Source organism: Leptothoe sp. PORK10 BA2 (genome assembly GCF_034932105.1).
Classification (GTDB): Bacteria; Cyanobacteriota; Cyanobacteriia; order Phormidesmidales; family Phormidesmidaceae; genus Leptothoe.
In genome coordinates this window covers 25854-49134 of sequence record NZ_JAYGIG010000123.1, presented here as the reverse complement: position 1 = coordinate 49134, position 23281 = coordinate 25854, and the positions used below count along the sequence as shown (strand labels likewise).

At 52.5% G+C, this 23281-nt stretch carries 19 protein-coding genes and 1 pseudogene; 5 read left to right on the top strand and 15 right to left on the bottom strand.

Annotated elements, in window-relative coordinates:
• Nucleotides 1–312: 312 nt before the first annotated feature.
• From rpsN to VB741_RS19360, 8 genes are all read right to left on the bottom strand, one after another.
• A complete protein-coding gene (gene rpsN / locus VB741_RS19395; RefSeq protein WP_323366851.1) occupies nucleotides 313–615 on the bottom strand; it encodes a 30S ribosomal protein S14 in 303 nt (100 codons plus the stop codon).
• Nucleotides 616–724: 109 nt separating this feature from the next.
• Nucleotides 725–1441, bottom strand: coding sequence for an endonuclease III (gene nth / locus VB741_RS19390; protein WP_323366850.1), 717 nt, complete (start codon nucleotides 1439–1441; stop codon nucleotides 725–727).
• Between the two features lie 124 nt (nucleotides 1442–1565).
• Nucleotides 1566–2660, bottom strand: coding sequence for an RIP metalloprotease RseP (rseP, locus tag VB741_RS19385; RefSeq protein ID WP_323366849.1), 1095 nt, complete (start codon nucleotides 2658–2660; stop codon nucleotides 1566–1568).
• A gap of 95 nt (nucleotides 2661–2755) precedes the next feature.
• Entirely contained in the window at nucleotides 2756–4042 is a 1287-nt protein-coding gene (serS, locus tag VB741_RS19380) for a serine--tRNA ligase (RefSeq protein WP_323366848.1), read from the bottom strand.
• 145 nt (nucleotides 4043–4187) lie between these two features.
• On the bottom strand, nucleotides 4188–4427 hold the full coding sequence (locus tag VB741_RS19375; RefSeq protein ID WP_323366847.1) for a NifU family protein: 240 nt from the start codon (nucleotides 4425–4427) through the stop codon (nucleotides 4188–4190).
• 103 nt (nucleotides 4428–4530) lie between these two features.
• Nucleotides 4531–5481 (bottom strand): WD40 repeat domain-containing protein, encoded by a 951-nt coding sequence (locus VB741_RS19370; RefSeq protein ID WP_323366846.1) that lies wholly within the window; start codon nucleotides 5479–5481, stop codon nucleotides 4531–4533.
• Nucleotides 5482–5582: 101 nt separating this feature from the next.
• Nucleotides 5583–6860, bottom strand: coding sequence for a DNA double-strand break repair nuclease NurA (locus VB741_RS19365; protein ID WP_323366845.1), 1278 nt, complete (start codon nucleotides 6858–6860; stop codon nucleotides 5583–5585).
• Nucleotides 6861–6868: 8 nt separating this feature from the next.
• A complete protein-coding gene (locus VB741_RS19360; RefSeq protein ID WP_323366844.1) occupies nucleotides 6869–7645 on the bottom strand; it encodes an HAD family hydrolase in 777 nt (258 codons plus the stop codon).
• 439 nt (nucleotides 7646–8084) lie between these two features.
• Here VB741_RS19360 and VB741_RS19355 point away from each other — a divergent pair, with 439 nt between their 5' ends.
• A complete protein-coding gene (locus tag VB741_RS19355) occupies nucleotides 8085–8648 on the top strand; it encodes a hypothetical protein (protein WP_323366843.1) in 564 nt (187 codons plus the stop codon).
• 32 nt (nucleotides 8649–8680) lie between these two features.
• On the opposite strand, the gene VB741_RS19350 is transcribed toward VB741_RS19355, so the two are convergent.
• Entirely contained in the window at nucleotides 8681–10957 is a 2277-nt protein-coding gene (locus VB741_RS19350; protein ID WP_323366842.1) for a WD40/YVTN/BNR-like repeat-containing protein, read from the bottom strand.
• A gap of 485 nt (nucleotides 10958–11442) precedes the next feature.
• Here VB741_RS19350 and VB741_RS19345 point away from each other — a divergent pair, with 485 nt between their 5' ends.
• From VB741_RS19345 to VB741_RS19335, 3 genes are all read left to right on the top strand, one after another.
• Complete coding sequence (locus VB741_RS19345) at nucleotides 11443–12216, top strand: PspA/IM30 family protein (RefSeq protein ID WP_323366841.1); 774 nt, start codon at nucleotides 11443–11445, stop codon at nucleotides 12214–12216.
• Between the two features lie 123 nt (nucleotides 12217–12339).
• Complete coding sequence (locus VB741_RS19340) at nucleotides 12340–13515, top strand: LL-diaminopimelate aminotransferase (protein ID WP_323366840.1); 1176 nt, start codon at nucleotides 12340–12342, stop codon at nucleotides 13513–13515.
• 350 nt (nucleotides 13516–13865) lie between these two features.
• Complete coding sequence (locus VB741_RS19335) at nucleotides 13866–14351, top strand: response regulator (protein WP_323366839.1); 486 nt, start codon at nucleotides 13866–13868, stop codon at nucleotides 14349–14351.
• Here VB741_RS19335 and VB741_RS19330 read toward each other — a convergent pair.
• The 6 genes and pseudogenes from VB741_RS19330 to dacB all read right to left on the bottom strand — a co-directional run bounded on the left by VB741_RS19330 (nucleotide 14309) and on the right by dacB (nucleotide 22583).
• Nucleotides 14309–14470, bottom strand: a complete 162-nt coding sequence (locus VB741_RS19330; RefSeq protein ID WP_323366838.1) for a hypothetical protein — start codon at nucleotides 14468–14470, stop codon at nucleotides 14309–14311. The two genes, VB741_RS19335 and VB741_RS19330, sit on opposite strands and share 43 nt — an antisense overlap.
• Before the next feature lie 280 nt (nucleotides 14471–14750).
• Nucleotides 14751–14888: pseudogene (locus tag VB741_RS26480) on the bottom strand (Uma2 family endonuclease); the annotation flags it as partial.
• A gap of 114 nt (nucleotides 14889–15002) precedes the next feature.
• Nucleotides 15003–15344, bottom strand: coding sequence for a hypothetical protein (locus VB741_RS19320; RefSeq protein ID WP_323366836.1), 342 nt, complete (start codon nucleotides 15342–15344; stop codon nucleotides 15003–15005).
• A 720-nt stretch (nucleotides 15345–16064) separates the two neighbouring features.
• Nucleotides 16065–17555, bottom strand: a complete 1491-nt coding sequence (gene gatB, locus VB741_RS19315) for an Asp-tRNA(Asn)/Glu-tRNA(Gln) amidotransferase subunit GatB (protein WP_323366835.1) — start codon at nucleotides 17553–17555, stop codon at nucleotides 16065–16067.
• 212 nt (nucleotides 17556–17767) lie between these two features.
• Entirely contained in the window at nucleotides 17768–20998 is a 3231-nt protein-coding gene (locus VB741_RS19310; protein ID WP_323366834.1) for a glycoside hydrolase family 15 protein, read from the bottom strand.
• 181 nt (nucleotides 20999–21179) lie between these two features.
• A complete protein-coding gene (dacB, locus tag VB741_RS19305; protein WP_323366833.1) occupies nucleotides 21180–22583 on the bottom strand; it encodes a D-alanyl-D-alanine carboxypeptidase/D-alanyl-D-alanine endopeptidase in 1404 nt (467 codons plus the stop codon).
• Between the two features lie 59 nt (nucleotides 22584–22642).
• Between dacB and VB741_RS19300 the strand changes: the two genes are divergently transcribed.
• On the top strand, nucleotides 22643–23218 hold the full coding sequence (locus VB741_RS19300) for a Uma2 family endonuclease (RefSeq protein WP_323366832.1): 576 nt from the start codon (nucleotides 22643–22645) through the stop codon (nucleotides 23216–23218).
• The last annotated feature ends 63 nt before the right edge of the window (nucleotides 23219–23281 follow it).

Here is a 23281-nt window from a genome sequence, read left to right as displayed (position 1 = left end):
ACTGTGAAAGTGAATGGTCACTCAAGATGTTGCGTAAGGAGCCTTGAATGATGTTTGTTCTGGAACTTTCTGTCATTACTCAGCCCCCTACTAACGATTTCTATTTTTTTTAATATGCCCTGACGGGGAGCGCGCTAGGACTTTAAAGATAGGTCATTTAGAATTGGATGCAAGATTTGGGAATTGGATGCAAGATTTGGGGGCGATCAAACCTTGAATCTATAATCTTGAAGCTACGTTTAACAAACTATGCGCCCTGCTTGTACGTTAGACAAACAGGACGCATAGTTTGTTGACTTTTGAAGTTGATCGCTACCAGCTTGATTTAACTACACCGGGTAATAGACCCTGGTGGGCCATATCCCTGAGGGCATTACGGCAGAGGCCAAAGTCACGATAGTAGCCATGGGGACGACCCGTCAACCAACAGCGATTGTGTAAACGTATGGGTGAGCTATCGCGGGGCAGCTGTTGAATTTTACGATGGATTTCTAGCTTCTGTGCTTGGGAGCCAGCGGCATCAAATTCCTTCATCAGGGCCTCACGCTTAGCTGCATATTTTGCAACTATCTTTTCGCGCTTACGCTGGCGCGCAATCATACCTTTCTTAGCCATGGGGCTGATAGTTTCCTATAGGTTCCGATATTTATCACAGTCTCTTATATTAGAGGACATTATCATTTTTGGCAAAAATGTTTTACGTCGTTGCTGATCTGGGTGAGGGCTAGGGCTTTTGGGCAGAGGATTTTGCGGTTTTGGCTAAGGTTTTGGCTTTGATTAGCCTGGGTCCAGACGGGCACCACTCCAAGAGCTGGCAACGTTCACAAGCAGGATTGCGGGCATCACATACAGCACGGCCATGGTACACCAGGCGAATAGACCAGTTCTCCCAATCTGGTTGGGGTAGCAGCTTCATCAGGTCTTGCTCAATTTTGACCGGGGCATCGTGTTTGGTCAGGCCGAGATGGTTGGTGATGCGTTTTACATGGGTGTCTACGGTCACCCCCGCGTTGATGCCAAAGGCATGGGCCAGCACTACGTTAGCGGTTTTACGAGCTACCCCCGGCAGGCTGGTTAACTCGTCCATGGATTGGGGGACTTCACCGCCAAAATCGAGGATGAGTTTTTCGCAGGCGGCCTGAATATTTTTGGCTTTATTGCGATAGAAGCCGGTTGATTTGACGTAGGATTCAATCTCAGTCACCTCAGCTTCGGCATAGTCTGTCACCGTTGGAAAGCGCTCAAACAGAGCCGGGGTGACTAGGTTGACCCGAGCGTCGGTGCATTGGGCTGACAGCATGGTGGCGATCAGCAGCTGCAGTGGATTTTCGTAGTCAAGGGAGCAGGGGGCCTCAGGGTAGAGTTCCTTGAGGCATTCGAGAATCAGTAAGGCCCGGCGTTTTTGGGTGAGGCGGGGGCGTTTGGTCTGGGCGGTGGTCACAGAGGATTAGGGGGCTGACTGAAGACTGAATGGGCCAAATTTTGGTGTGTTAAACCTTAAATCCCTACCCCAACTCTGTTTTGAAGGAGCAGTGGGGGTAGGGCATGGCTCTACCTCTGGAAAACTATTGAAAAACGTTCTGGAAAATTTCTAGACGTGAAATATCTCGGGCAATGAGCATGCCACCTAACCCTAAGAACAGCAGCAGTCCAGTTTGCATGACACTTTCTTGAATGCGTCGGGGTAGGGGCTTGCCGGTTAGGGCTTCGACTAGTAAAAAGGCTAATTGGCCACCGTCTAGGGCAGGTAGGGGGAGGATGTTAATGATGGCCAGGTTCACGCTAATTAAAGCGGTGAAGCGAAACAGGCTAGTAAAATCGGTGTCTACCATGGTCCGGCCTTGGTCCACAATGCCAACGGGGCTAGATACCTGGCCTGACACTTCTGAAAAGTTCGTTGCCAGATCGAGAAATCCTTGGGCTGTACGGACAAAGACATTTTGGAAGGCTTCGGCCGCCAACTTGAGGATCTCGATAGGATTGTTGGACCGCTTGTAGTTGACCTTTTCATTGGGGTATAGCTGCACCCCAATGACGGGCTTACCTTCAGGGGAAATATCTGGAGTAACGGTGAAGTTCAGCTCCTTTTTGCCCCGTTTGACTAGAAAATCGACGGGTTGATTGGGGCTTTTTTGGATTACGTCAATCAAGGTCTGAACATTTTCGTCGCCTTGATCGAGGGGCTGACCATTAACGGAAAAAATAATGTCCCCAGCTTTAATTCCCGCCTTGGCGGCGGGCGAGGTGGTGGACATAACTTGGGGAATGATCACCCCAGGCTGAACTTCAAAGCTTTCGGGTATCCCTACGCTGGCGAACTGAATGACAAAAACGAGGTACGCAAACAATAGGTTGGCAATTACCCCGGCACTCATGACAATGGCGCGGTCCATCACTGGACGGTTTTGCAGCAGGTCTGGATCGTTAGGGGCAAATCCGTTGTTGGGGTCGTCATCGAGGGGAAATCCCACGAAGCCGCCGAGGGGTAATGCCCGCAGGGCATATTCTGTGCGTGACCCTTGGTACTTCCAGAGGATGGGACCAAAGCCAATGGAAAAGCGGTTAACGTGGATGCTTTGCAGCCGAGCTGCCAAAAAGTGGCCTAACTCATGTACAAAAATCAGCAGTGCAATTACAGAGATCAGGGCCAGAGCAGACATAAATGGCAGTAAAAAAGAATAAGTGGTGGAAAGCTATGGAATTCGCCACTAAGCACCATTCTACCGTCCTAGTTGTATAGGTGGGGGGGAATCGGTTAAAGGAAATCCCGTCCTAGGTAGGTTTGGAGCACGTCGGGTACTTTCACACTGCCGTTGGATTGTTGGTAGTTTTCGAGAATAGCGGCCATGGTGCGGCCAATGGCCAGGCCCGACCCATTGAGGGTGTGGACGAACTGGGTGCCCTTTTGGCCGGGTACTTTGAATCGAATGTCGGCTCGGCGGGCTTGGAAATCAACGCAGTTGGAGCAGCTGGAGATTTCACGGTAGCGGTTGGCTGATGGTAGCCATACTTCTAGGTCGTAGGTTTTGGTGGCGGAAAAGCCCATGTCGCCAGTGCATAGGGCGATGACTCGGTAGGGCAGTTTGAGCTGCTGCAGAATATCTTCGGCGTCTTGGGTGAGGGCTTCGAGTTCGTCAAATGAGGTGTCTGGGTGGACGAACTTGAACATTTCTACCTTGTTGAACTGATGCAGCCGGATCAGGCCACGGGTATCGCGGCCGTAGCTGCCTGCTTCCCGACGGAAACAGGGGGTGTAGGCGCAGTAGTTGATGGGTAGCTCATCCTCGGTGAGGATTTCGCTGCGGTGCATATTGGTGAGGGGTACCTCGGCGGTGGGGGTGAGCCAGAGGTCGTCGTCGGCACATTTAAAGCTGTCTTCGGCAAACTTGGGCAGCTGGCCTGATCCGGTGAGGGAGGCGGAGTTGACCAGGATGGGGGGCAAAATTTCGGTGTAGCCCGATTGGGTGTGGCGGTCGAGCATGAACTGGATCAGGGCTCGTTCGAGGGCGGCACCAGCACCGATCAGGGTGACAAAGCGACTCTGGGCGATTTTGACGGAGCGCTCGAAGTTCATGATGCCCAGCTTTTCGCCCAGTTCGTAGTGGGGGAGAAAACCATCGCCTTGGGGAATGAGGTCATCGCCCCAGCGCCGGACTTCCACATTGTCGTCTTCAGTTTTGCCTGCGGGGGTGCTGTCGTTGGGCAGGTTGGGTAGTGTGAGTAGGAGGTTGTGGATTTTGGTCTTGAGTTCTTTTTCTTTGGGCTCTAGTTCGGCGAGTTCTTTTTTGATTTGGTTACCCTGGTCTCGTAGGGCTTTGACTTCGTCGCCCTGGGGATCGGCACCGCCTTTGATCTGGATGCCGACGGCTTTGCCAATTTCGTTACTGTTGGCTTGGAGTTGCGATCGCACCCCCTCCAATTCCCTTTGCTCATGATCCAGGGTTTGCAGCTCAGAGAGTGCCGGAGCATAGTCGCCGCTGCGCTTGGCTAAGGCCGCTGCCACATGGTCAGGATTTTGTCGAATCAGCTTTAGATCAAGCACGTTGGTTCACCGAGTTTTCTCAGTAGATCAGGATATCATCCCTGATCCTAAATGCCGCCCTCCCCTTAAATCCCTCCCCCTGGTGAGAGGGATTTAGAGTTTAGCGCCCCTTCTCCCTCAGGGAGAAGGGGGTGGGGGATGAGGGTTATACAACCTGAGCGATTTCAGCGATTTCAGGAATAAATTCTCGTAGGCGGCGCTCGATGCCCATGCGCAGGGTCATGGCTGAGCTGGGGCAAGAACCGCAGGCACCCTGTAATCGCAGTTTGACCACGGGGCCATCAATTTCTACTAGCTCAACGTTGCCACCATCGGCCATCAGGTAAGGGCGCAGTTCATCAAGCACTTTTTCTACGTTGTCGTTAGTTAGGGCTAGGGTTTCCATAGGGTCAGTTATCAGCAAATTGAAACAGCTACCTCAATACTAGCTTTTGAGTTGAAAAGCTTGGCCTTAAGTTATTCAATGAGTGGTATCGACGGCAACGGTACTACAGGGATAACTGCCAACAGCGAATTTGCCCAGACCAGTCCCCACTGATCAGGGTGCGGTTATCCGGGGCAAAGACGGCGGACCAGACACCGCTGTCGTGGCCTGTTAGGATGTCGAGCAGCTTGCGGGTGGTCATGTTCCAAATGCGAATGGTGCGATCGCGACTAGCCGTAGCCAATAGTTTGCCATCGGCACTAAAGCTGACACTGTTAACACCGCCGCCGTGGGCATCGAGTTCCCCCATGAGTCGACCGTCCCGCAGCCGCCAGAACATTACTTTTTTATCCGCTCCGCCACTGACCAGTAATCCGCCATCGGGACTGATGGCCAGGGACACAATGTCGTCTGTATGCTCTTGCAATCGGCGGTGAATCTGACCAGTGGCCGCATTGCAAATATTAATTTCCTGATCCTGGGTAGCGATCACCAGGGTACGTCCATCGGGGCTGAGCACCAGGGTGCGAATCCAATGCTGATGGGTGAGTAGTATGTTGTGCAATTGACCTGTGGCCACGGACCACCGCCGCACTGTTTTATCCTGACTACCGGTATAAATCCACTGGCCATCGGGACTAAAGGCAACGGCCCGGACGCTATCGGTATGGCCGCTGAGGGTCGCCACCGGTTTCCCCTGGCCTAGCCGCCAGAGGCAGACATCATGGTCATTACCGCCGCTGACCATCAGGGCATCATCGGGGCTAAGGGCTAAGGCCCGCACCCAGCCATTGTGGCCCTGTAGGGTTTGGTGCAGCTGCCCGCTGTTCAGGTGCCATAGCTTAATGGTGCGATCGCCGCTGCCACTGATGATGTATTGCCCTTGGCCATCGATGGCCAGGGAACGAATCCAGCTATCGTGGGCATCGATGGTTTGAGTACAGTGCCAGAGATGACGACTCGGCGGTTGGGGGAAGGAATTCACAGCCGTAGCTCGATCGGTGACTACATACATCGGCAGACGAGATATGGGGACGAGATATGGAGATAAAGATCTGTAGGAACGTACGGTTAACAACGAGGTCCATGTAGAGAATTCCCGATGCCCTCTGCCCATCAAGCAATGCTGCCGCGTTTTCGGGCTTCTTTATAGGATGTGCCTACATTTTGTAGGCCAGCCCGAAGCATTTGCTGTTCGAGGAGGGCGAAAAAACGACTGCGATCGCCCCCGCGCACCACGGCTTGATTGTGGGACTCGGCCAGGGAAACTGGGTAGCCAAATCCTTTTTGTACCTGGGTTAGGGTCAGACTCAGGGCTGCTTCAAACAGCTTTTTGTCCTGAACCACCCATTCAGGGAACTCCACGCGGGCAATTTCAGCTCCCACATGGACATGGCAAAAGTAGACCTGATGGTCGCCATAGAGCTGCAAAATATCTGCCGAGCTTTTGAACAACGGTCCCCGCTGCCCAGGCTCAAGTAAGGTGGCCCACAGGGTGACGTCCCTTAGGGGTGAGAAGACCTGACAGGGGGCTCCGTCGGTCTGGCCTGCGCAATGTTTCTGACAGTCTGGTTGGTCATGGGGGCAGCTTTGTAGCCGTAGGAAATTGAGGGCTTCACTGCTCCGGGAGGCACTGAGGTAGCCCACCATGGGCACCTGGGCGGCGCGGAGACGATCCCACGCCGCTAAGATGGGCTCTAAAATCTGGTCCCGTGCCGCCGCCGGCAGCTGATCCAGAAACCAATAAACTAATGAACCATCGGTCATGGCCAAGGTGGGCACGGGGGGCCGCTGTAAAAGGGAGAGCTGTCCCTTCTGGCCTTTGAGATTTCCCTGTCTTTTTTCCCCTTTTTCCTTTCCTCCGTTTCCTTTTTTCCCTTTTCCCTTTTCCCCTCCACTTACCTCCGTCCCTAACTCCCCCAATACCATTGCCTCCGCCATTGTCCGGCGATGCCCCATCCACTCCTCCGTACTGATGCCCCACTGGCGTGACGCGTAGAGATCTTCCGGCCGATAGATCACTTCGGGCTGGCTATCCAGCAATGGAAATCGGCTCTGGCCGTAGTGCAGTACCACCCGCCCGATGTTGATCAAATAGCAGTAGGCGATTTCGTGGTGGCTGGGGTTGATTTGGGAGCCGTCGGTGGCGATGACGGTATGGGCTTCTGGGGCTGCTGGGATGGCGACTCGGGTGTCCAAGGGTTCCATGGGTTCGGCGGCGGCAAAGCCCAGCTGGTTAGTCTGGAGCTGTTGGGTTAAGTGGGCCTGCTGTTGGTGGGCTTGGTGGAGTAGTTGGGTTGCGATCGCAATCCTCACCTTTGCCGCCTCGGCCTCCTTCGCCAGATGATTACTAATCCCCTGCATCTGCTGGGCAATTTTCGACAGATCCAGCATGGGTGCGCCTATTCCATATCGAACTTTTGTACTACCGAGTTTAACGATAGCAGATCAATTCGATCATCTGCCTGGGCTGCCTGGCGTTCGGGCGGTAAGTTGTAGCCCCAGTCGGCCAGAAAGAGTTCCACATGGCCCAGGTCCGGTTGTTGTTTAATCGACTGGAGGGCCTTAATCCGGTCTTCGATAAACCAGAGGGTGGGGGGCTGATGGTTAACGGTGTGTGTGGCCGTCAGTAAACGAAGGGTTTCATATTTGGGGCGTTTCACCTCTTTCCCCAAAATGTTTTCCGGGGGCATAGCCACCCCACTTTTCTGCAACAGTTGTTGAATAAAACGCCCTTCCTTCGTACTGACAATATAGGTGGGACGTTTTGCCACGGACGCTTGTAACACCGATAACATATGAGGATAAAACCGATGCTGGGCCAACCAGTGATCCAAGTCGGTGGCAATCCAAGCATCCCGTTCGCTATCCAATACTTTGGCCGCCTCAGCTTTGGTCAGCTTGGCCTGTTCTAGAAACGGTAGCGCTAGTTCTGGCCAGCCCGCCACGATTTCCCCCTCCGTTTTGCCCGCAATCAGAGCTCGCAGGAGCATGGGCATTTCCCATCCGGTTTCAATGACGGGACGCAGGGGATAGAATTTTTCAGCTAAACCGGCAGGCGGTTCAGGGCTTTCGGGCTGGAAAAGTTTGCCATAGGCTCGCCACGCGGTCTGAAAATATTCGATCAGTCCGTCACAGATCACCCCATCAAAATCAAAGGCCAGCACATCCGGTTGCATGGTTCAGTGTTTGGTCAGCGACTACCCTGCAACGATACTCCAAAAGTGGAAGAAACCCATTAAAACAAAGGGATTCAGTTGGTTATTAAAAATCAGATAGTGGTTACTCAACAGCTCATAGATAGAGGGTTAGGAAAAAACTCTCTATCTATGAGCTGTTGTTTGTCGTTTTTAGGATGCCGCGATGAACTTGTTTGGGGTTCTCTCCTAGGAGATTCTTATCATGCAGGATTTAACAGTTCTATAGAGCACCCATGTTGTGATCTATATTTAGTGAGCTATGTCTATGTGCGTAAAGCCACAGCACATAGTTTTGCTATATGTAGCTTTTGTCGATCACCGATGTTGTGAACTACAGGGGCAAAGCTATATGCAGCTGTTAGGGTTCACTGACGTTGTGCCCATGGTTCACAACGCTACATTTTAGGGATACCTTGCTGTGAATACCACTGATCTATTTGTTGAGTTGATTGTCATTGGTGTGGGGGCTACGATGTGGGTGGTCCTTTTGGTGCTGAGTCTATTTGGGTATGGCTGGGTGCCGTTTGAGCATCTGTTGACCTTGCCGTCATTGTTGCCAATTCTGGCCATTACCTACATTTTGGGGATTGTGACGGATCGGGTGGCGGATGGCCTGTTCGATACAATTTGGAAGTCCACCTTGGCTCAACAGTTTTATGACCAAGATGGGGATGACTATGATGATCGACGATATATCTATTTGCGGTCTGAACGACTGGCCAGTTTGCTGGAGTATGGTCGCAGTCGGTTACGCATTTGTCGAGGCTGGTGTTTGAACACACTGCTGATTCTAGTGAGTCTCGATCTGTTTATTTGGCGACAAATTACGGGGGCTTCGCCTAAGGGCTATATTTTTCTGTTTAGCAATGTTGCTTTGGGAGGGCTGATTTATGGGCTGTGGTTTTCTTGGCGACAACTGACCCTAGCTGACTATCGCAAAGTTAAGCGACAGTCAGCCTGGTTACGGCACCATGGGAACTGACGTTGTGGGGGAACTGATTGGGTTTCTCCGGGTTATAGGATTTTTAATAACACCACTAGGGCTAGGGAAAAACTGCCCATGGCGGCACAAAACTGGATTAACCGTCGATTGATTTTGAGGAGTTTGTCCAGTCCCAGCAGTCCGGTGACGATGTAGGTCACAATCCCGATTGCCAAAGCTAACGACACTTTAAGTATGCTGCCTTGGTAAAGCTCGGCTGCGATCGCAATTTGCTTAATCGTACTCACCTCTGCAGGGGGTTCCACGGCAGGGGTTTTCAAGATCTCCCAGGTATCGCCACCGTCAGTGGAGCGATAGATGTCCGTATTGGCCGCACCAAAGCCAAAAACCGTGTTGTCCTCAGCGTAGTTGGGCGAAAACTCAATGGGGCGACCGGCACAGGGCACGTTGTACATGCGAGCAAAGGCCAGACTAGCATCGCCAATGGGTTCAAAGGTCTCCCCCCCATTCACGCTTTTATACAGCCCCTTGCCCCGCAGACTCACCATCACCGTACCATCCTGGTCATAGGCCGGGGAAAGGGCCACCCCTTCTAAGAAAGTGCGATCGGCAGCCACATCGGCAATCGCCACCGGCTGCCAGCTGTCCCCCGCATCGGTCGACCGAAACAACCCACCATAGCTGCTCACATACAGGGTTTTGTCCTGGACATAGTTGGGAGAAATCTCTAGCTGTAGGTTCAAAGCCTTTGCAATGGGGGTGTTTTCCGTGGTGGACTGCCAGGTTTTACCCGCGTCCGTAGACCGATAAACCCCCGTCTCAGCTACCGTATACAGGGTTTTATCCTGAGTAAAGCCGGGGGAAATCGCCATGGATGGACCGTCATTACCCCGTTTCCAGGGCAGTTTGGTCATTTCCTTGAGGGTTTTACCACCGTTGGTGGAACGATACAGTAGCCCCGCCTGATTGTTGACAAATAAGGTCTTATCGGTACCAAAATCGGGGGATAGCAACAGAGTGATACCTCGCGCCTCCTTATCTAAACTGTGGATTGACCAGGACTTGCCTCCATTGGTGGAGCGCATAAATTTGGTCCACAGGCCCGACGTAAACAAGGTTTTATCCGTGCCATAGTCAGGGGAAAACGCCATGTCAAAAAAACGACGAGGGTCCTGGTAGGACGGTTCAAAATTACCGTTTAACCGGGGTACCTCCAGGCCATTCATGGTCAGCTCCCAGGTTTTACCCTGGTCCTGGCTCATCATAACTTTACCAACGTAGGTGGAGAGGGCTAGGGTGCCATCTTCAGCGTAGTTGGGGGACACATCTATGGCCACCACTACCCCCCGCGCCAAGGTTTCGATCTCCCGCCACTGTTGGCCCCCTTGGATCGAGCGATAAAGACCGTTAAAGCCTCCTAAAAAGGCTACTTTGTCGACGAGGAAGTTATTCGACAGGGCAATTTCAGAGAAGTGATGGGTTTTAAATTCATCAGCCTGCTTATCTTTCGTCAGACCTTGGGGGTAGTCCCTCCAGGTTTCACCGCTATCGAGGGAAATGGAGATTCCCCGATCCCAGCTGGAAATCATCAATCCTCGGGTGTTACCGGGTAGGATCTTCACATCCTGGATGCGCAGATCTTTTAATCCCGCATTGATTTCCACCACCTCCAGGGTGTCAGGGTTGACCCGAAACACGCCTTTAGTGGCGGTGCCCACGTAGAGTACTTTGCTATTGCCAGTAATGGCTGTAATCGGGTCCTCTGCTAAGGTCAGCCGCGACTGCCAGCTGTCACCGCCGTTGCTGGAACTCAGCAGCAGACCGGTGTCATCCCCTGCCCATAGGGTGCCTTCCGTCTCTGTGATCACTGAGAAAAGCTGGTCGGCACCGACTACGGAAAACCAGTTCTTACCCCCGTCATCGCTTCGGAACAGTCCGCCTTCTGTCCCGGCTGCCAGCATCACCTTGGCATTACTGGGCAAACTGTACACCACCCCAATGTCCAGAGTGCCTAGGCCTGCATTGGACTGTTGCCATGATGCTCCTTGGTCCTCAGAGCGAAAAATGCCGTCACCATAGGTGCCCATCGCCAGCAACTGCCCCTGGGTCTGATCGATGGTGAGGGTGGAAAATGGGGTCAAGGTGTCGAGCCCTTGTACAATCCGTTGCCAATTATTGCCCTCATCCGTGGACTTAAAAAGATTGCCCCGCACTAGGGAATAGACGGTTTTGTCCTGGCTGTAGTTGGGGGAGAGCTTGACTTGGGTAACTATGTCATGGGGACGATGGGCTTGGACGGGTTGCACAAATCCACCAAAGGACCAGGCAACGGTCAATAGTAGACTCAAAACTACCCACCCTAGCTGCCGTTTAGCTAGACTTAATAGGGCAGTAGTTACCCGTGACGGGCCTGTTTTATGGTGATATTTAAGGAAATACATTTAGTTGTTGATTTAATTGGGTAAAGCATAGAATGCTCGGCAAGATAGGCCTATATTTTTCCAAGCTTAGGAGAAAATCACATGAATCAATGTAAGTAACCATTAAAGATCTAGGCTTAATATGCCCAGGCATTCATCAAAAATATTTTATGTACCTAGACCTCGCAATTACGTCTACCCGCCAGTCTGGATGTTTGAGGGGAATCTGACGGAATATACGATTTCCTTAAAGATTCTAGAAAATATCTAAAGACGGTTTGCTATCCCTTTAGGGCTGAGCAACATATGCTAAAACTAAAGCGCTAGGTTACCGTTAGGTGCTATGCCGGGGGATGTTCGAATACCCCCTCTCGCCCAATCCACTACAAAGTCATCAAGGACAAGGAAGACCAATGGGGTTATTTGATCGCGTTAGCCGACTTCTCCGCGCCAATGTTAACGATGCCGTCAGCAAGGCCGAAGATCCTGAGAAGATTCTTGAGCAAAGCATCATGGATATGCAGGAGGATCTGGTGCAAATGCGTCAGGCCGTGGCGGGTGCGATCGCAAGTAAAAAACGGGTAGAACAGCAGGAAGAAAAGGCCCGGTCCGAGGCCAACACTTGGACCCAGCGAGCTCAGCTAGCCCTGCAAAAGGGGGATGAAACCCTGGCCCGTGAAGCCCTGGTACGCAAGAAAACCTATGCGGAAACGGCAGCGAGCCTGAAAGCTCAGCTAGACCAGCAGTCCGTTTCGGTGGAATCCCTCAAGCGCAGCCTGATTGGCCTAGAGGGCAAAATTTCTGAATATAAGACGAAGAAAAACATGCTCAAGGCCCGCGCCAGTGCGGCCAAGGCTAACGAAAAGCTACAGAAGACCGTGGGCAACCTCAGCACCAACAGTTCCGTCGGTGCCTTTGAGCGCATGGAAGAAAAAATTCTGGACATGGAAGCTCGGGGCCAAGCTGCTGCTGAGTTAGCCGGTGCCGATCTGGAAAGTCAGTTTGTCAGCCTAGAGGCAGGCGGTGATGTGGAATCTGAACTGGCGGCGATGAAGGCTCAGCTGACGGGTGGTTCCGTCACCCAGGAGGCGCTGCCCCCAGCCGATGCTCAGCCCATGGATGCCCCGGTGGATGCGGTGGTGGACAGTGAGTTGGAAGCTTTGAAGCTGGAGTTGGATAACCTTTAAGACTCTAAAACCTGATCCCTAGATCTAATTGCTAACCCCAATGTTGGGTTTTGGGTTTTGAGGTCTGGATGGTGGCTTAAAATTTAGGCTTAGGACTTCAACGCTCTTTGCCCTTAACTTTTTATGCGTTTCGCCGATCGTCTGGCTCCCCTGCAAACCAACGTCTTTGCCGATATGGATTGGGCGAAGGGGCGGGCGCGGGCGGCGGGTAAGTCAGTGGTGGATTTATCCTTGGGCTCGTCGGATTTGCCAACGCCGGGTCATGTGTTGACTGCGATCGCAACCGCCCTCCAAGACCCGGCCACCCATGGCTACAATCTGTTTGAAAGTACCCGTGCCTTTCGGCAGACGGCGGCCCGTTGGTATACGGAAAAATTTGGCATCGCCATTGATCCAGAAACGGAGGTGCTGCCCCTGATTGGTTCCCAGGAAGGCACGGCCCATTTACCCCTGGTCGTGTTGAATCCGGGGGACTTTGCCCTGCTGACAGACCCCTGTTATCCCTCCCATGCTGGGGGAATTCACCTGGCCAGCGGCCAGATTTATTCGATGCCGCTACTGGCGGACAATGGATTTCTGCCGGTGCTGGGGGACATTCCGGCGGCGGTGCTGGCTCAGGCGCGACTGATGGTGCTGAGCTATCCCCATAATCCAACGACGGCCACGGCCACGGCTGAGTTTTTTGCTGGGGCTGTAGCCTTTTGCCAGGCCCATGACCTGGTGTTGGCCCATGATTTTCCCTACGCCGACCATTGCTTTGATGGTCAGCCAGCGCCCTCGGTGCTCCAGGCCGATCCTGGTAAAACCTGCTCCATTGAGTTTTTTAGCTTTTCCAAGGCCTACAACATGGGTGGCTTTCGCATTGCCTATGCCATCGGCAACCCAGAGCTGATTTTGGCCCTGCGCCAGGTGAAGGCAACGGTGGATTTTAACCAGTATCAGGGGATTTTACGGGGTGCGATCGCAGCCCTAGAAGGACCTCAGGACTGTGTTCGCGCCACCGTCAACACCTTCAAAGCCCGCCGGGATGCCATGGTCAATGCCCTCCATCACCACGGCTGGACTGTCACCCGGCCTGACGCCACCATGTACCTGTGGGCCAAACTGCCCGAACCATTTAGCCATAACTCGATCGACTTTTGCGTTCGCTTGGTGGAAGCCACCGGGGTGGCCTTGGCACCGGGCAGAGGGTTTGGTAAATCTGGCGAAGGATATGTCCGCTTTGCCCTGGTACAGCCCCCCGAAGTGTTAGAACAAGCTGCTCAACAGATCGTCCAGTTCATGAATCGCTCAGCTTGAAACCACTGTATAGAAACGTTACCGACCGGCGAAGGAATGTAAGGCTAATTCCTGTCGTCGTCTGATCTGCATTGGCCCATGGCCACCCATGCTCCAGACTGCATTCATGGTATAAATAGACGCTCCATGGGTATGTACGCTTGATAGAAAGAAAACCCATGACCCAGTATTTGTACCTATAATAGGGGCTACTCTCTCGGGTCAGAGTTTTGTCCTACTCGTCCCATCATTCACTAAAGATAAAGATACTTAACTAAATACGATGGGTCGGTTTGCCTAAGTTAGGCCACGGTGCCCATGTTACCGTACCTGTAAATGTTAATGAATCCACCAGTGCGCTGCGGTTACCTATGAATTTTCCCCAAGAGCAACGGCGCATTTTACTCATAGAAGATGACTACGGTAACCGCGTATTGTTTGCAGACTTTTTAGAGCAATGTGGTTACCGGGTGTTGCCCTTGGCTGATGGTAACAACTGCATTGAGATGATGCAGGAGTTTATGCCCCATCTGGTCTTATTAGACATTAAGCTGCCTTACATTGATGGGCTCACCCTAATTAAGGCAATCCGGCACAATCCCCAGTTTCACTCATTACCCATTTTGGTGGTTAGCAGCTACGCGTTCCAGGCCGATCGTCAGAAAGCCTTAGCCGCTGGGGCAACTGACTATATGGTTAAGCCCATTATGCCTATCACTCTCAATGCCAAAATTCTCTCATTGCTCAAAGTGCCGCCCAAACCCATCCTCCAAGACAAGATCTTAGAGGAAAGAGGTTCTTCTGAGAGCCCATCTCAAGACTCTGAATCCGATTCATCATCGGAGTTTTGGCGCTGATCGACAATAAATGCTTCCGTTGTACGATTGAGCTGTTGCAACGAGGCACTAATCTCTTCCACTGAGTCTTGTAGGTTGTCGGAGAGTAGGGTGACCCGTTGTAGCTGGTTCAGTGCCATGCTCATTGCTTCGCGATAATATTTTTCAAATTCGTCTAAGGACATGTTCGTGTATTTGTTGACATGTCCTTAGTTTCCTCAACACAGATGGCAATTAGGAAGCGAATTCGCCAAAATACCCAGGATTTTCATGTATAGCTTGATACATGCCATATCAACTTTATACTGATAAAGTCCATAGGCTCAATGGCCCAGGCCATTGAGGTAAATTGCTGACCTGTCACGGATGACAGACAAATCCACGGTAGGGTGGGCACGGTCCATCCATGGCTCTCGCCGCCTCCCAGGTGATATCGGCATTGCGGCGACCGCTTTCACCGCCTGTGGGTGACATGATGATCAACTCTCCCTGGGATGAACGCTCAAATTTCACATCAGGATTGGCTCGGCAAAGCTGATAAAACGCTTCATCTGTCAGGTGGGGTCAAGGGTAATGGTGAGGCGTTCATGGCAAAAGGCTATGGCTAGCCGCTACTGTTTAAATTTCAGAAGATGGTCAAGCCTTCCATCACACCAAATCCGAGGTTGTTGGTCAATCTGCGATCAGCCCTTCCAATTCTGATCGTAAACGCTGAAAATTTGCCACCCTTCCAACGATCAAACTCGTTTCCTCCGCCTGGGCCAGTTCCTGCTTCCACTGGCTCATACGATCACCCGCATTCAACCAAAAGTTCACCATCTCACTCACTACTGTATCCCAGTCCCAATCTGGCTTTTTATAAATCAGTGCCGTTGCTTTAATAAACCCATCCAGGGTGCAGTCATAGCTGCCTAAGTAGGCACAGCTGCGGTTAGGTGACTGCTCCACATACTGCTGATATTTAAAAAAGTTCCAAACGGGAGAGACGCCGACAATATCAAAGTTGTAACTCATGGCTGTAGTTGAGATATATCAGAACTAAAAAGGCACAGGAATTTTCCTGTGCCTGAGGCTGATCTATGGGGTTAGAAAAAGCAGCATATTAAACTCGGTTTTTTATGGAAAATCATCCCAGGTGAAAACCCCACAAGTATGATTGCCTGGGATAAAACCTTAAGGATTGGTTAAATCTTAACTGAGGACCATTTCTAAAAGTGTTCTTTGTTAACCTTTGTACGGATTTTTTGAGGGGCTGGAGTGTGGCGAACTGAGGTGCTAGCTGAGCGGAGTCTAGCTAGCACCTCAGATAGCTAAGGCTTTCCTGGGGGATAAGAAGCGAAATTGTGAGCGAGTGTGTTTTTATGAGCTGCTGACCATCTCCTTGGGGAGGCCAGCTATACGCTCATTTCAATCCGCTAAAGCCTGTATTGATGGGGGAGCGGAGTCGAACCCAAAAATGGACAAAAAAAAGGAGAGCATACAAGCTCTCCAACCATCAGGGTGCATCTACTTAACATAGTGTGCCATAGATGGGGTGTGGGGTGTAACCCCCTGTCTCAATTTTTCTTGAATCTTGCTAGAAGTTTACATTCATAAAGTTGAGGTAAAGTCCATCTAGTCAAGGATTTTCGAGTGGTGAACCCGGAGAGTCTAACTCACTGTTCTGGCCCATAAAGACTGATATGGTTCACCGTAGGCAAAATAACACAGCTGCTGAATAAAGCCAAATTCAGTCTAACCATTTAACTTTTTCCCGAGTAACTGATTGGTCAGTTTGGGATCTGCCCGTCCACCGGACTGCTGCATCACTTTGCCCACAAAGAAGCCTTGCAGCGTCTTCTTGCCCGCGCGGTACTTGGCCAACTCGTCCGGGTTGGCAGCCATGACATCGTCAATGATGGCTGCAATGGCGGCGGGATCGGAAATTTGTACCAGTCCTTTTTCCTCGACTATGGCCTTGGGGGATCCCCCTTCTTTAAGCAAGGTGGGCAATAGGTCCTTGCCAATTTTGTTACTGATGGTACCGGCGGTGATGAGGTTCACTAGTTCACCTAGGCCCTCTGGTGTGAGGCTTATATCGCCAATGGTTAGCTTTTCGGCATTGAGATAGCCTGCGATGTCCCCCATCACCCAGTTGGCTACGGTTTTGGTCTCAGCTCCGGTGGCGATGGTCTGTTCAAAATAGTCGGCAATGCTACGATCGTCGGTGAGGACGCGGGTGTCGTAGGCGGATAGGCCTAGCTCTTTTTCATAGCGATCGCGTTTTTCGGCAGGCAGCTCAGGTAGCTCCGACTTCCAGAATTCAAGCTGTTTTTTGGAAACCTCAATGGGGGGCAGGTCAGGCTCAGGGAAGTAGCGGTAGTCGCTGGAGCCTTCCTTGGAGCGCATGCTTTTGGTGACCTGGATGCTTTCATCCCACAGGCGGGTCTCCTGGATGATTTCTTCGTCGCCGCTTTCCAGCGCTTCGGTCTGGCGTTCGATTTCGTAATCGATGGCTTTTTGAATGGCGCTGAAGGAGTTCATGTTTTTGATTTCCACTTTGGTGCCAAAGGCTTCTCGTCCTTTGGGGCGGATGGAAATATTCACGTCGCAGCGCAGAGAGCCCTCCTGCATGTTGCCGTCGCCCACACCGAGGTAACGGACGACGCGGCGCACTTCCTGAGCATATTCGGCGGCTTCTTTCCCGGTGCGCAGATCGGGCTCGGAGACGATTTCGATCAGGGGCACCCCGGCGCGGTTGTAGTCCACCAACGAATAGGTTGAGCCTGCGAGGCTATCACTACCGGCATGGACTAGTTTCCCGGCATCTTCTTCCATGTGCAGGCGGGTAATGCCAATTTTCTTACGTTCTACGGTGCCGCTTTTTTTGTCCACCAGTTCGATGTTGATCCAGCCATGTTCGGCGATGGGGAGGTCAAACTGGGAGATTTGGTAGTTTTTGGGCAGGTCGGGGTAGAAGTATTGTTTGCGGTCAAACTTACTGTAGGGAGCGATCTGGCAGTTGAGGGCTAGGCCAGCTTTGACTGCATATTCCAATACCTTTTCGTTGAGTACCGGTAGCACTCCAGGCATGCCCACGGTGATGGGGTCGATGTGGGTGTTGGGGGCGGCCCCAAATTCTGCCGAGCTGGGGGTGAAGATTTTGGTGTTGGTGCTGAGCTGGCAATGGATTTCTAAGCCAATGACGGCTTCGTACTCGGTCTTAGCAGGTGCCGCAGCGGTCATAGTGGACGGTGGGTGAAATGAACGTGTCCTATTGTAGCGGCTGGCGAATAGAACAAGTATGGGTTTTGATAACTCTAATGATATGGAGGGTGTCTTTGTCACGAAAAGGGACTTGGCACGATGAAGCGTTGGGTAATGGCATTAACCGGGAGAAGGCGTTCTTGGGGGAAAGACATTCTTAAGCACAACGGCGACCTCAATCAGAACAGTCCCTAAGCAGATGCTATTTCCCCTTCGTTAATTTCGATTAAAAACTGCATGGCCTTGGCAATGTACTGAGCACATCGGTGGGGGGTGTCCTGGTAAAACGAGCGCCAGGCTTTGGCTTTGTCTTGCAGATAGCGGTGGGCACGGTGGTCGCCGCCATCGATCCAGGCCAGACGTACCGCATGACCCACCAGAACATCCAGCACGATATAGTCCTCTAGTTGCCACTCAGGGTTGGTGTCAAAGAGTTCTGAGAGTTCCATCAGGGCTTCCACATTAACCTGGCGGTATTCGGGAGCTTGGATTTTGTTAAACAGATGCTCAATGCGCAGGGCAAAGTCTTTTTCTTCGGGGGTGGTGTCCGACAGGATCAGTTCGCTGATCAGGCGGTTACGGCGTTCGAGCTTGTCACCGATGACAATACCTTTGCAGTGTTTGAGTAGTCGCCATACCCTGGGGTAAAAGTCTTCGGGCACCCGGTTCAGGCTACCCTCTCGCTGGCGTCGCTGGAGCCATTCTTCCTCGGAGGGTTCGGTTTCTTCGGCTTGGGGGAGGACCACCCAGTTAACGGCTTTGGGCTGTCGGGACTGAATCGATTCTTGACGGAACAGATTATTATCCAGGCCTTCGTACCCAGCTAGAACCTTTCGCAGGCGCATTTTGATTTCAAAGGGACTCATGGCCATGAGAACTTCGTAGGCTTCGTCCTGGGTGCAGGACTGGTCGCGACAGATCTCACTGTTGATCAGCAAAATTAAATAGCTGACGCGGAGGGTGAGGAGGCCTTCAAACAGCTCGGGTTCCGAGTTAATCAGGACGCTGAGATAGATCAGGATTTCTTGGGTGAGGGTGCGATCGCGAATGTCCTCACCGCAAAATTCATTAATCTTAGCCAACAAATCGTTAGGGGCCAGGGGATCCGTAATCAACGAAGCCTCACTATAGGCCTTACCCACCGCAATTTGCTTTTGGCGCACCAGCAGTTCTGTGGCCGCATCCGCCAGACCAATAGCCATTTTATTGAGTAGTCCCGCCGCCCGGCGCACAATGGCCCACAGCTCTAATCGCCCGGCCTTGATATAAAGCTCATGGAGCAAATTAGCCAAGGTCACCTGTTCCCCAGTTAACTTACCCCAGCCCGTGTCATAGGTCAGGTGTTCTAACCGGCAGAGGTTACTAATCAACTCGATCTGTTCGTACAGGTTATCAGAGGCCTGAAGCGCCTCCAGCAATCGCCAGCCGTCTGTTTCCCGTTCCAAATCAAGTTCTTGGATCTGGGACAGGGGCTTAGTACTGCTCTCGGACAGAGGCAAATAGGCCGAAATCGGCATGGTGTAGGACGACAGAGGTTCGCTCGCCGCTGGCAGTAGTCCGTCTTCCATGCGCTCCGTCGCTGCCGTCAACATCAGCTGAAACAGTGAGCCCACCTTCACCGGCACCCCGTTACATTCACCATCCTTCAGCTCAAAAATCAGCTGCAACAGGGGCGAATCACTAATGGCCTTATGCCCCAGCTCAAACATGCGATGGGTGAGCAGCAGGGTTACTGTGGGACGACCGGGCTCATTCCAATGCTCATGGATATAGGACAGTTCACTGCGGATTTGGGAAACTAAAAAATGATAGTCGAGGGTGATATAAAACTGACTGGGGTCTAGAAACGCTGGCACAAATACCACCGTCTCCCGTTTAATGCGAAAAATGCGCGATGTGGCCAAACTGCGCAAACGACGGTCAGGGCGACCGGTGGTTTGGAGTTTTTTATTGCAACCAATCACAGCATAGAGATCAGCTAAGTCCGTTGATGTGCGCACCTGAACTGGATCAATTTGGGCTAAAACCTGGGTCTCAATGCCATAGTTGGCCAGCTGTTGTTGTAGCTCACTATCTTCTGAAAGCAACGAAATCTGCACAATGGGCTGCCGGTTTTGGCCCACCTTGAGGTGACGGGCTAGGGGGTCAATGTCCCCTAGGGTAATCAGCCCATCCTGAATCATCTGTCCCATGTAGTAGAGACTCTGGGCCCACACCAAGGGAATGTTGTCATTGGGCTCTCGGCTTTGGCTGTGGGGATTTTCCCGCTCGGCCTCAATCATTGACGAGGGGACATAGTAAAGCTCAGGCAAGAGATCCAAACCACCCTGATTCACTGCCAATGCCTCTAACCGTTCCCGGTAAAAGGCCGCCTGATTGCCATCATTGCGAAACAGACTGTTGAGCAGCAAATAACAGAAAAACAGCGGCCATTCACACTCAATGTGTTCAAAATCCTTCAGCTCGCCGGGTTCATAATGGAGGCGCTCCGCATCCTCCACCACTGCCTGGTGGCCGTCCCGTAGAAATCGTTTGCAGCCATACTGCCCTTGCAATTTTTCAATGATGGCGTCGTGGGTGGCCTGGAGTAAAGCCGGGTTATCCACGGCAAAGGCCGGAAAGCCAATCACACTCAGGAGGGCGGCATCAATTTCCTTAGATCCCGATTCCCTGGGCAATAGGGACTCTAGGGTAATGCGAGTACGGGCAATCTCATCCGGTAAAACGTGGATCACCGACCCATGGCCCCCCCTCACCCCAAACAGGTTGAGACCGTTCATCGCCTCTAGTGCTGCTTTGGCCATGCCCACGGAGCTACCATTGAGTTCTGGCTTACCATGGTTAAGCTTATTACCCCGTTCCCAAATGCCGTAGTCAGCCGTACGGTAGGCTCGCCCGATGTAGTAGACCAGGTTTTGAATAAAGTCCACTTCGTCCCGGGTGTAGATAATCTGCAACCCAGAACTGGTCATCTGGGCCAGCATCAACAAATAAATCGACGTGGCATCCAACTGCAGGTGGCCCCAATCGCCATCCCCCACCACGGTGCTACCCGTCGGGGTACTGTACTTGGCATGGAGGGCATCCAGCGGGTCCTGGGTGCGCTTAAACCGTTCCACCTTGGCTGTTTGCTGCATCATGGCAAACAGTAAACCCCGCATCAGTTTAGTGACGCTCTGTTCTAGTTCATAGGTGCGACCCAGATTTTCATCAACTTTGCGATAGGCCAGGGCTAATCCCCACACCGCCATAATGCTGTACACGTTATCCCTCACCCAGGCATCGGTGTAGTCACCATGGGTGGTAATGGCCGTACTGGCAGGCAGCAGACCCGTCACCGGGTTTTGACGCGCCAGAATCACGGTTTGAATCTGCTGGTAGTAATGGTTGAGGTGGTCTTGACGGGAATCGAAGCGAGCCATGCGGTACCGGAGAATGACAGGAGTCCCCCTCAATCAACGGCGGTAGGGGGTGGCCTAGAAACGTCTATAGGTATAGGGAACCTAAAGAAAACATTAAGGAAGAAGTATATATTAACCCACACCCCTGCAGTATTCCCAGATGACTAACGCCCCCTGTATATCTCCGTGGTTTAAAGGCGGTTCAGCAATCATCCAGCTGGGCCGCCAGTTTGACCACATCGTCAATGGTGCGCCGGAGGACAGCTCCTGGCTGATCCAAGTGATTGATGATGATACTCAGGACTAATGGCGAATGATTAGGGGGCTCTAGGTAGCCCGACAGAGAGGCATTGTGACTGATGGCCCCGGTTTTACCTGCAAAGCGAAGCTCCCCCAGGCGATTGCGCAGGGTGCCGCTGACCCCAGCCTCCGCTAAGGAATTGCGATAGGTGGCGGCATGGGGGGAGCGGGCCATGGCCTGGAGGGTATCCACAAAGGCTTCGGGTGTGGCCAGGTTATGGCGGGAGAGACCGGAGCCATCGACGATTTCATAGAGTTCTGGGTTTACCCCTAGCCGTTCCAGGATGGTTTCCACTGCTGTAATTCCTGCTGCCGTTGCATCGTCAGTGTTGCTCGCCCCCAGGGATTTGAGTATGGCTTCAGCGTAGATATTCTTGCTATTACGGTTGGTGGTCACTAACCACTGGGCCAGGGGAGGGGATGTTACCGACGCCAGTTCCGAGCTGCTGGGGTCAACGGTGGTCAGGCCGCTTTGGGTAACGGTAATGCCTTGGCGACTCAGGGTGTGTCGAAAGCGGTCGAGAAAGTAATTGGCTGGGTTGGACACTGCCACCGAGGACGTATCGGGGGCCGCACCGGAGACCAGCTGACCATAGACCCGCAGGATAGGGCGACTGAGATCGCGACCAATGTCAATGTATTCGGGCTGACCGGCTGCGACGGAACGGGAAAAGTTTTCGATTTGCCATTGCCCCTGGAGGCTGGGGTCATCCCATTCAATCCGCAGGGGTTGGCCCACGGACTGGGGATAGAGGGTAAAGCCTAGCTCATTGGCATTGAGAATCAGGCTATTGGTCGGCGCTCCGTAGCCTGCCTGGATGTCTTCCCATTCCCAGTTGGGGTTAACGGTGGGTCCGGCAAAGTGGCTGTCATTGCCCAGGAGGCTACTAACGGTGCTGATGTTTTGGGCTTTGAGCTGACTGGCTAGGTCGTTCAGCTGGTCATCGCCAAAGGTGGGGTCCCCGCGACCGACTACCTGGAGGGCCGTCGGCCCGTTGGTTGGCTCGCCGTAGACGGAGGTGCGGATGGTGAAGTTGGGACCGAGGCTAGAGAGGGCGGCGGCGGTGGTCAGAAGTTTGACGTTGGAGGCGGGGACAAAGTAGCGGTCGGCGTCGCGGCTATAGATGACTTGGCCGGATTGGGTTTCGATCAGGATGCCGAGGCGGGCTTTTTTTAGGGCGGGTTGCGCTGCGATGGTGTCGATTTGCCGGGTTAGGTCGGCGCGGCAGTAGGCGCTGGCTGAGGTGGAGGGAAACAGCACAGCGAGGGCAGTGAGCAGGGTGGCCCAAGGTTTGATGTGGTTCATGGCATAAACCGATCTTCTACAATCTGAATCAGTAACCGCCAATCTTAGCGTTTTTAGCTATGACTGCTTTCACCATTACCCTAGACCCTATGGGTATTCTGTCAGACGAGGTGTTTTACCAGCTTTGTCGTGCTAACCCGGATGTGAAACTTGAACGGTCTGCCCAGGGAGAGTTAGTGATCATCACCCCGACCGGTGGTGAAAGTGGCCGTTGTAATGCTGATATTACGACTGATCTGAATCTATGGAACCGGCAAACTCAGCTGGGATATACGTTCGATTCGTCCACTTGCTTTAAGTTTCCGAATGGTGCGGAGCGGTCTCCCGATGCGGCCTGGATTGAGCGCAGTCGATGGGAAGCGCTGAGTCCTGCAGACCGGGAAAAGTTTCCGCCCATTGCGCCTGATTTTGTGATTGAGCTGCGGTCTGCGACGGATCGGTTGGCAACGTTGCAGGCAAAAATGGATGAGTATCGGGAAAATGGTGTGCGGTTGGGGTGGTTGATTGACCCGCAGAATAAAACGGTAGAGATTTATCGTCCGGGGCAGGCTGTGGAGATATTACAAGCACCACAGCAGATTGATGGCGGCGATGTTTTGTCTGGTTTTGGGTTAGATGTCGAGAACATTCTTTAGGGTGGGCATGGCCCACCATTCAACGAATTAGCCTGCATCTTTGCCGATGGGTGTGGACATTGT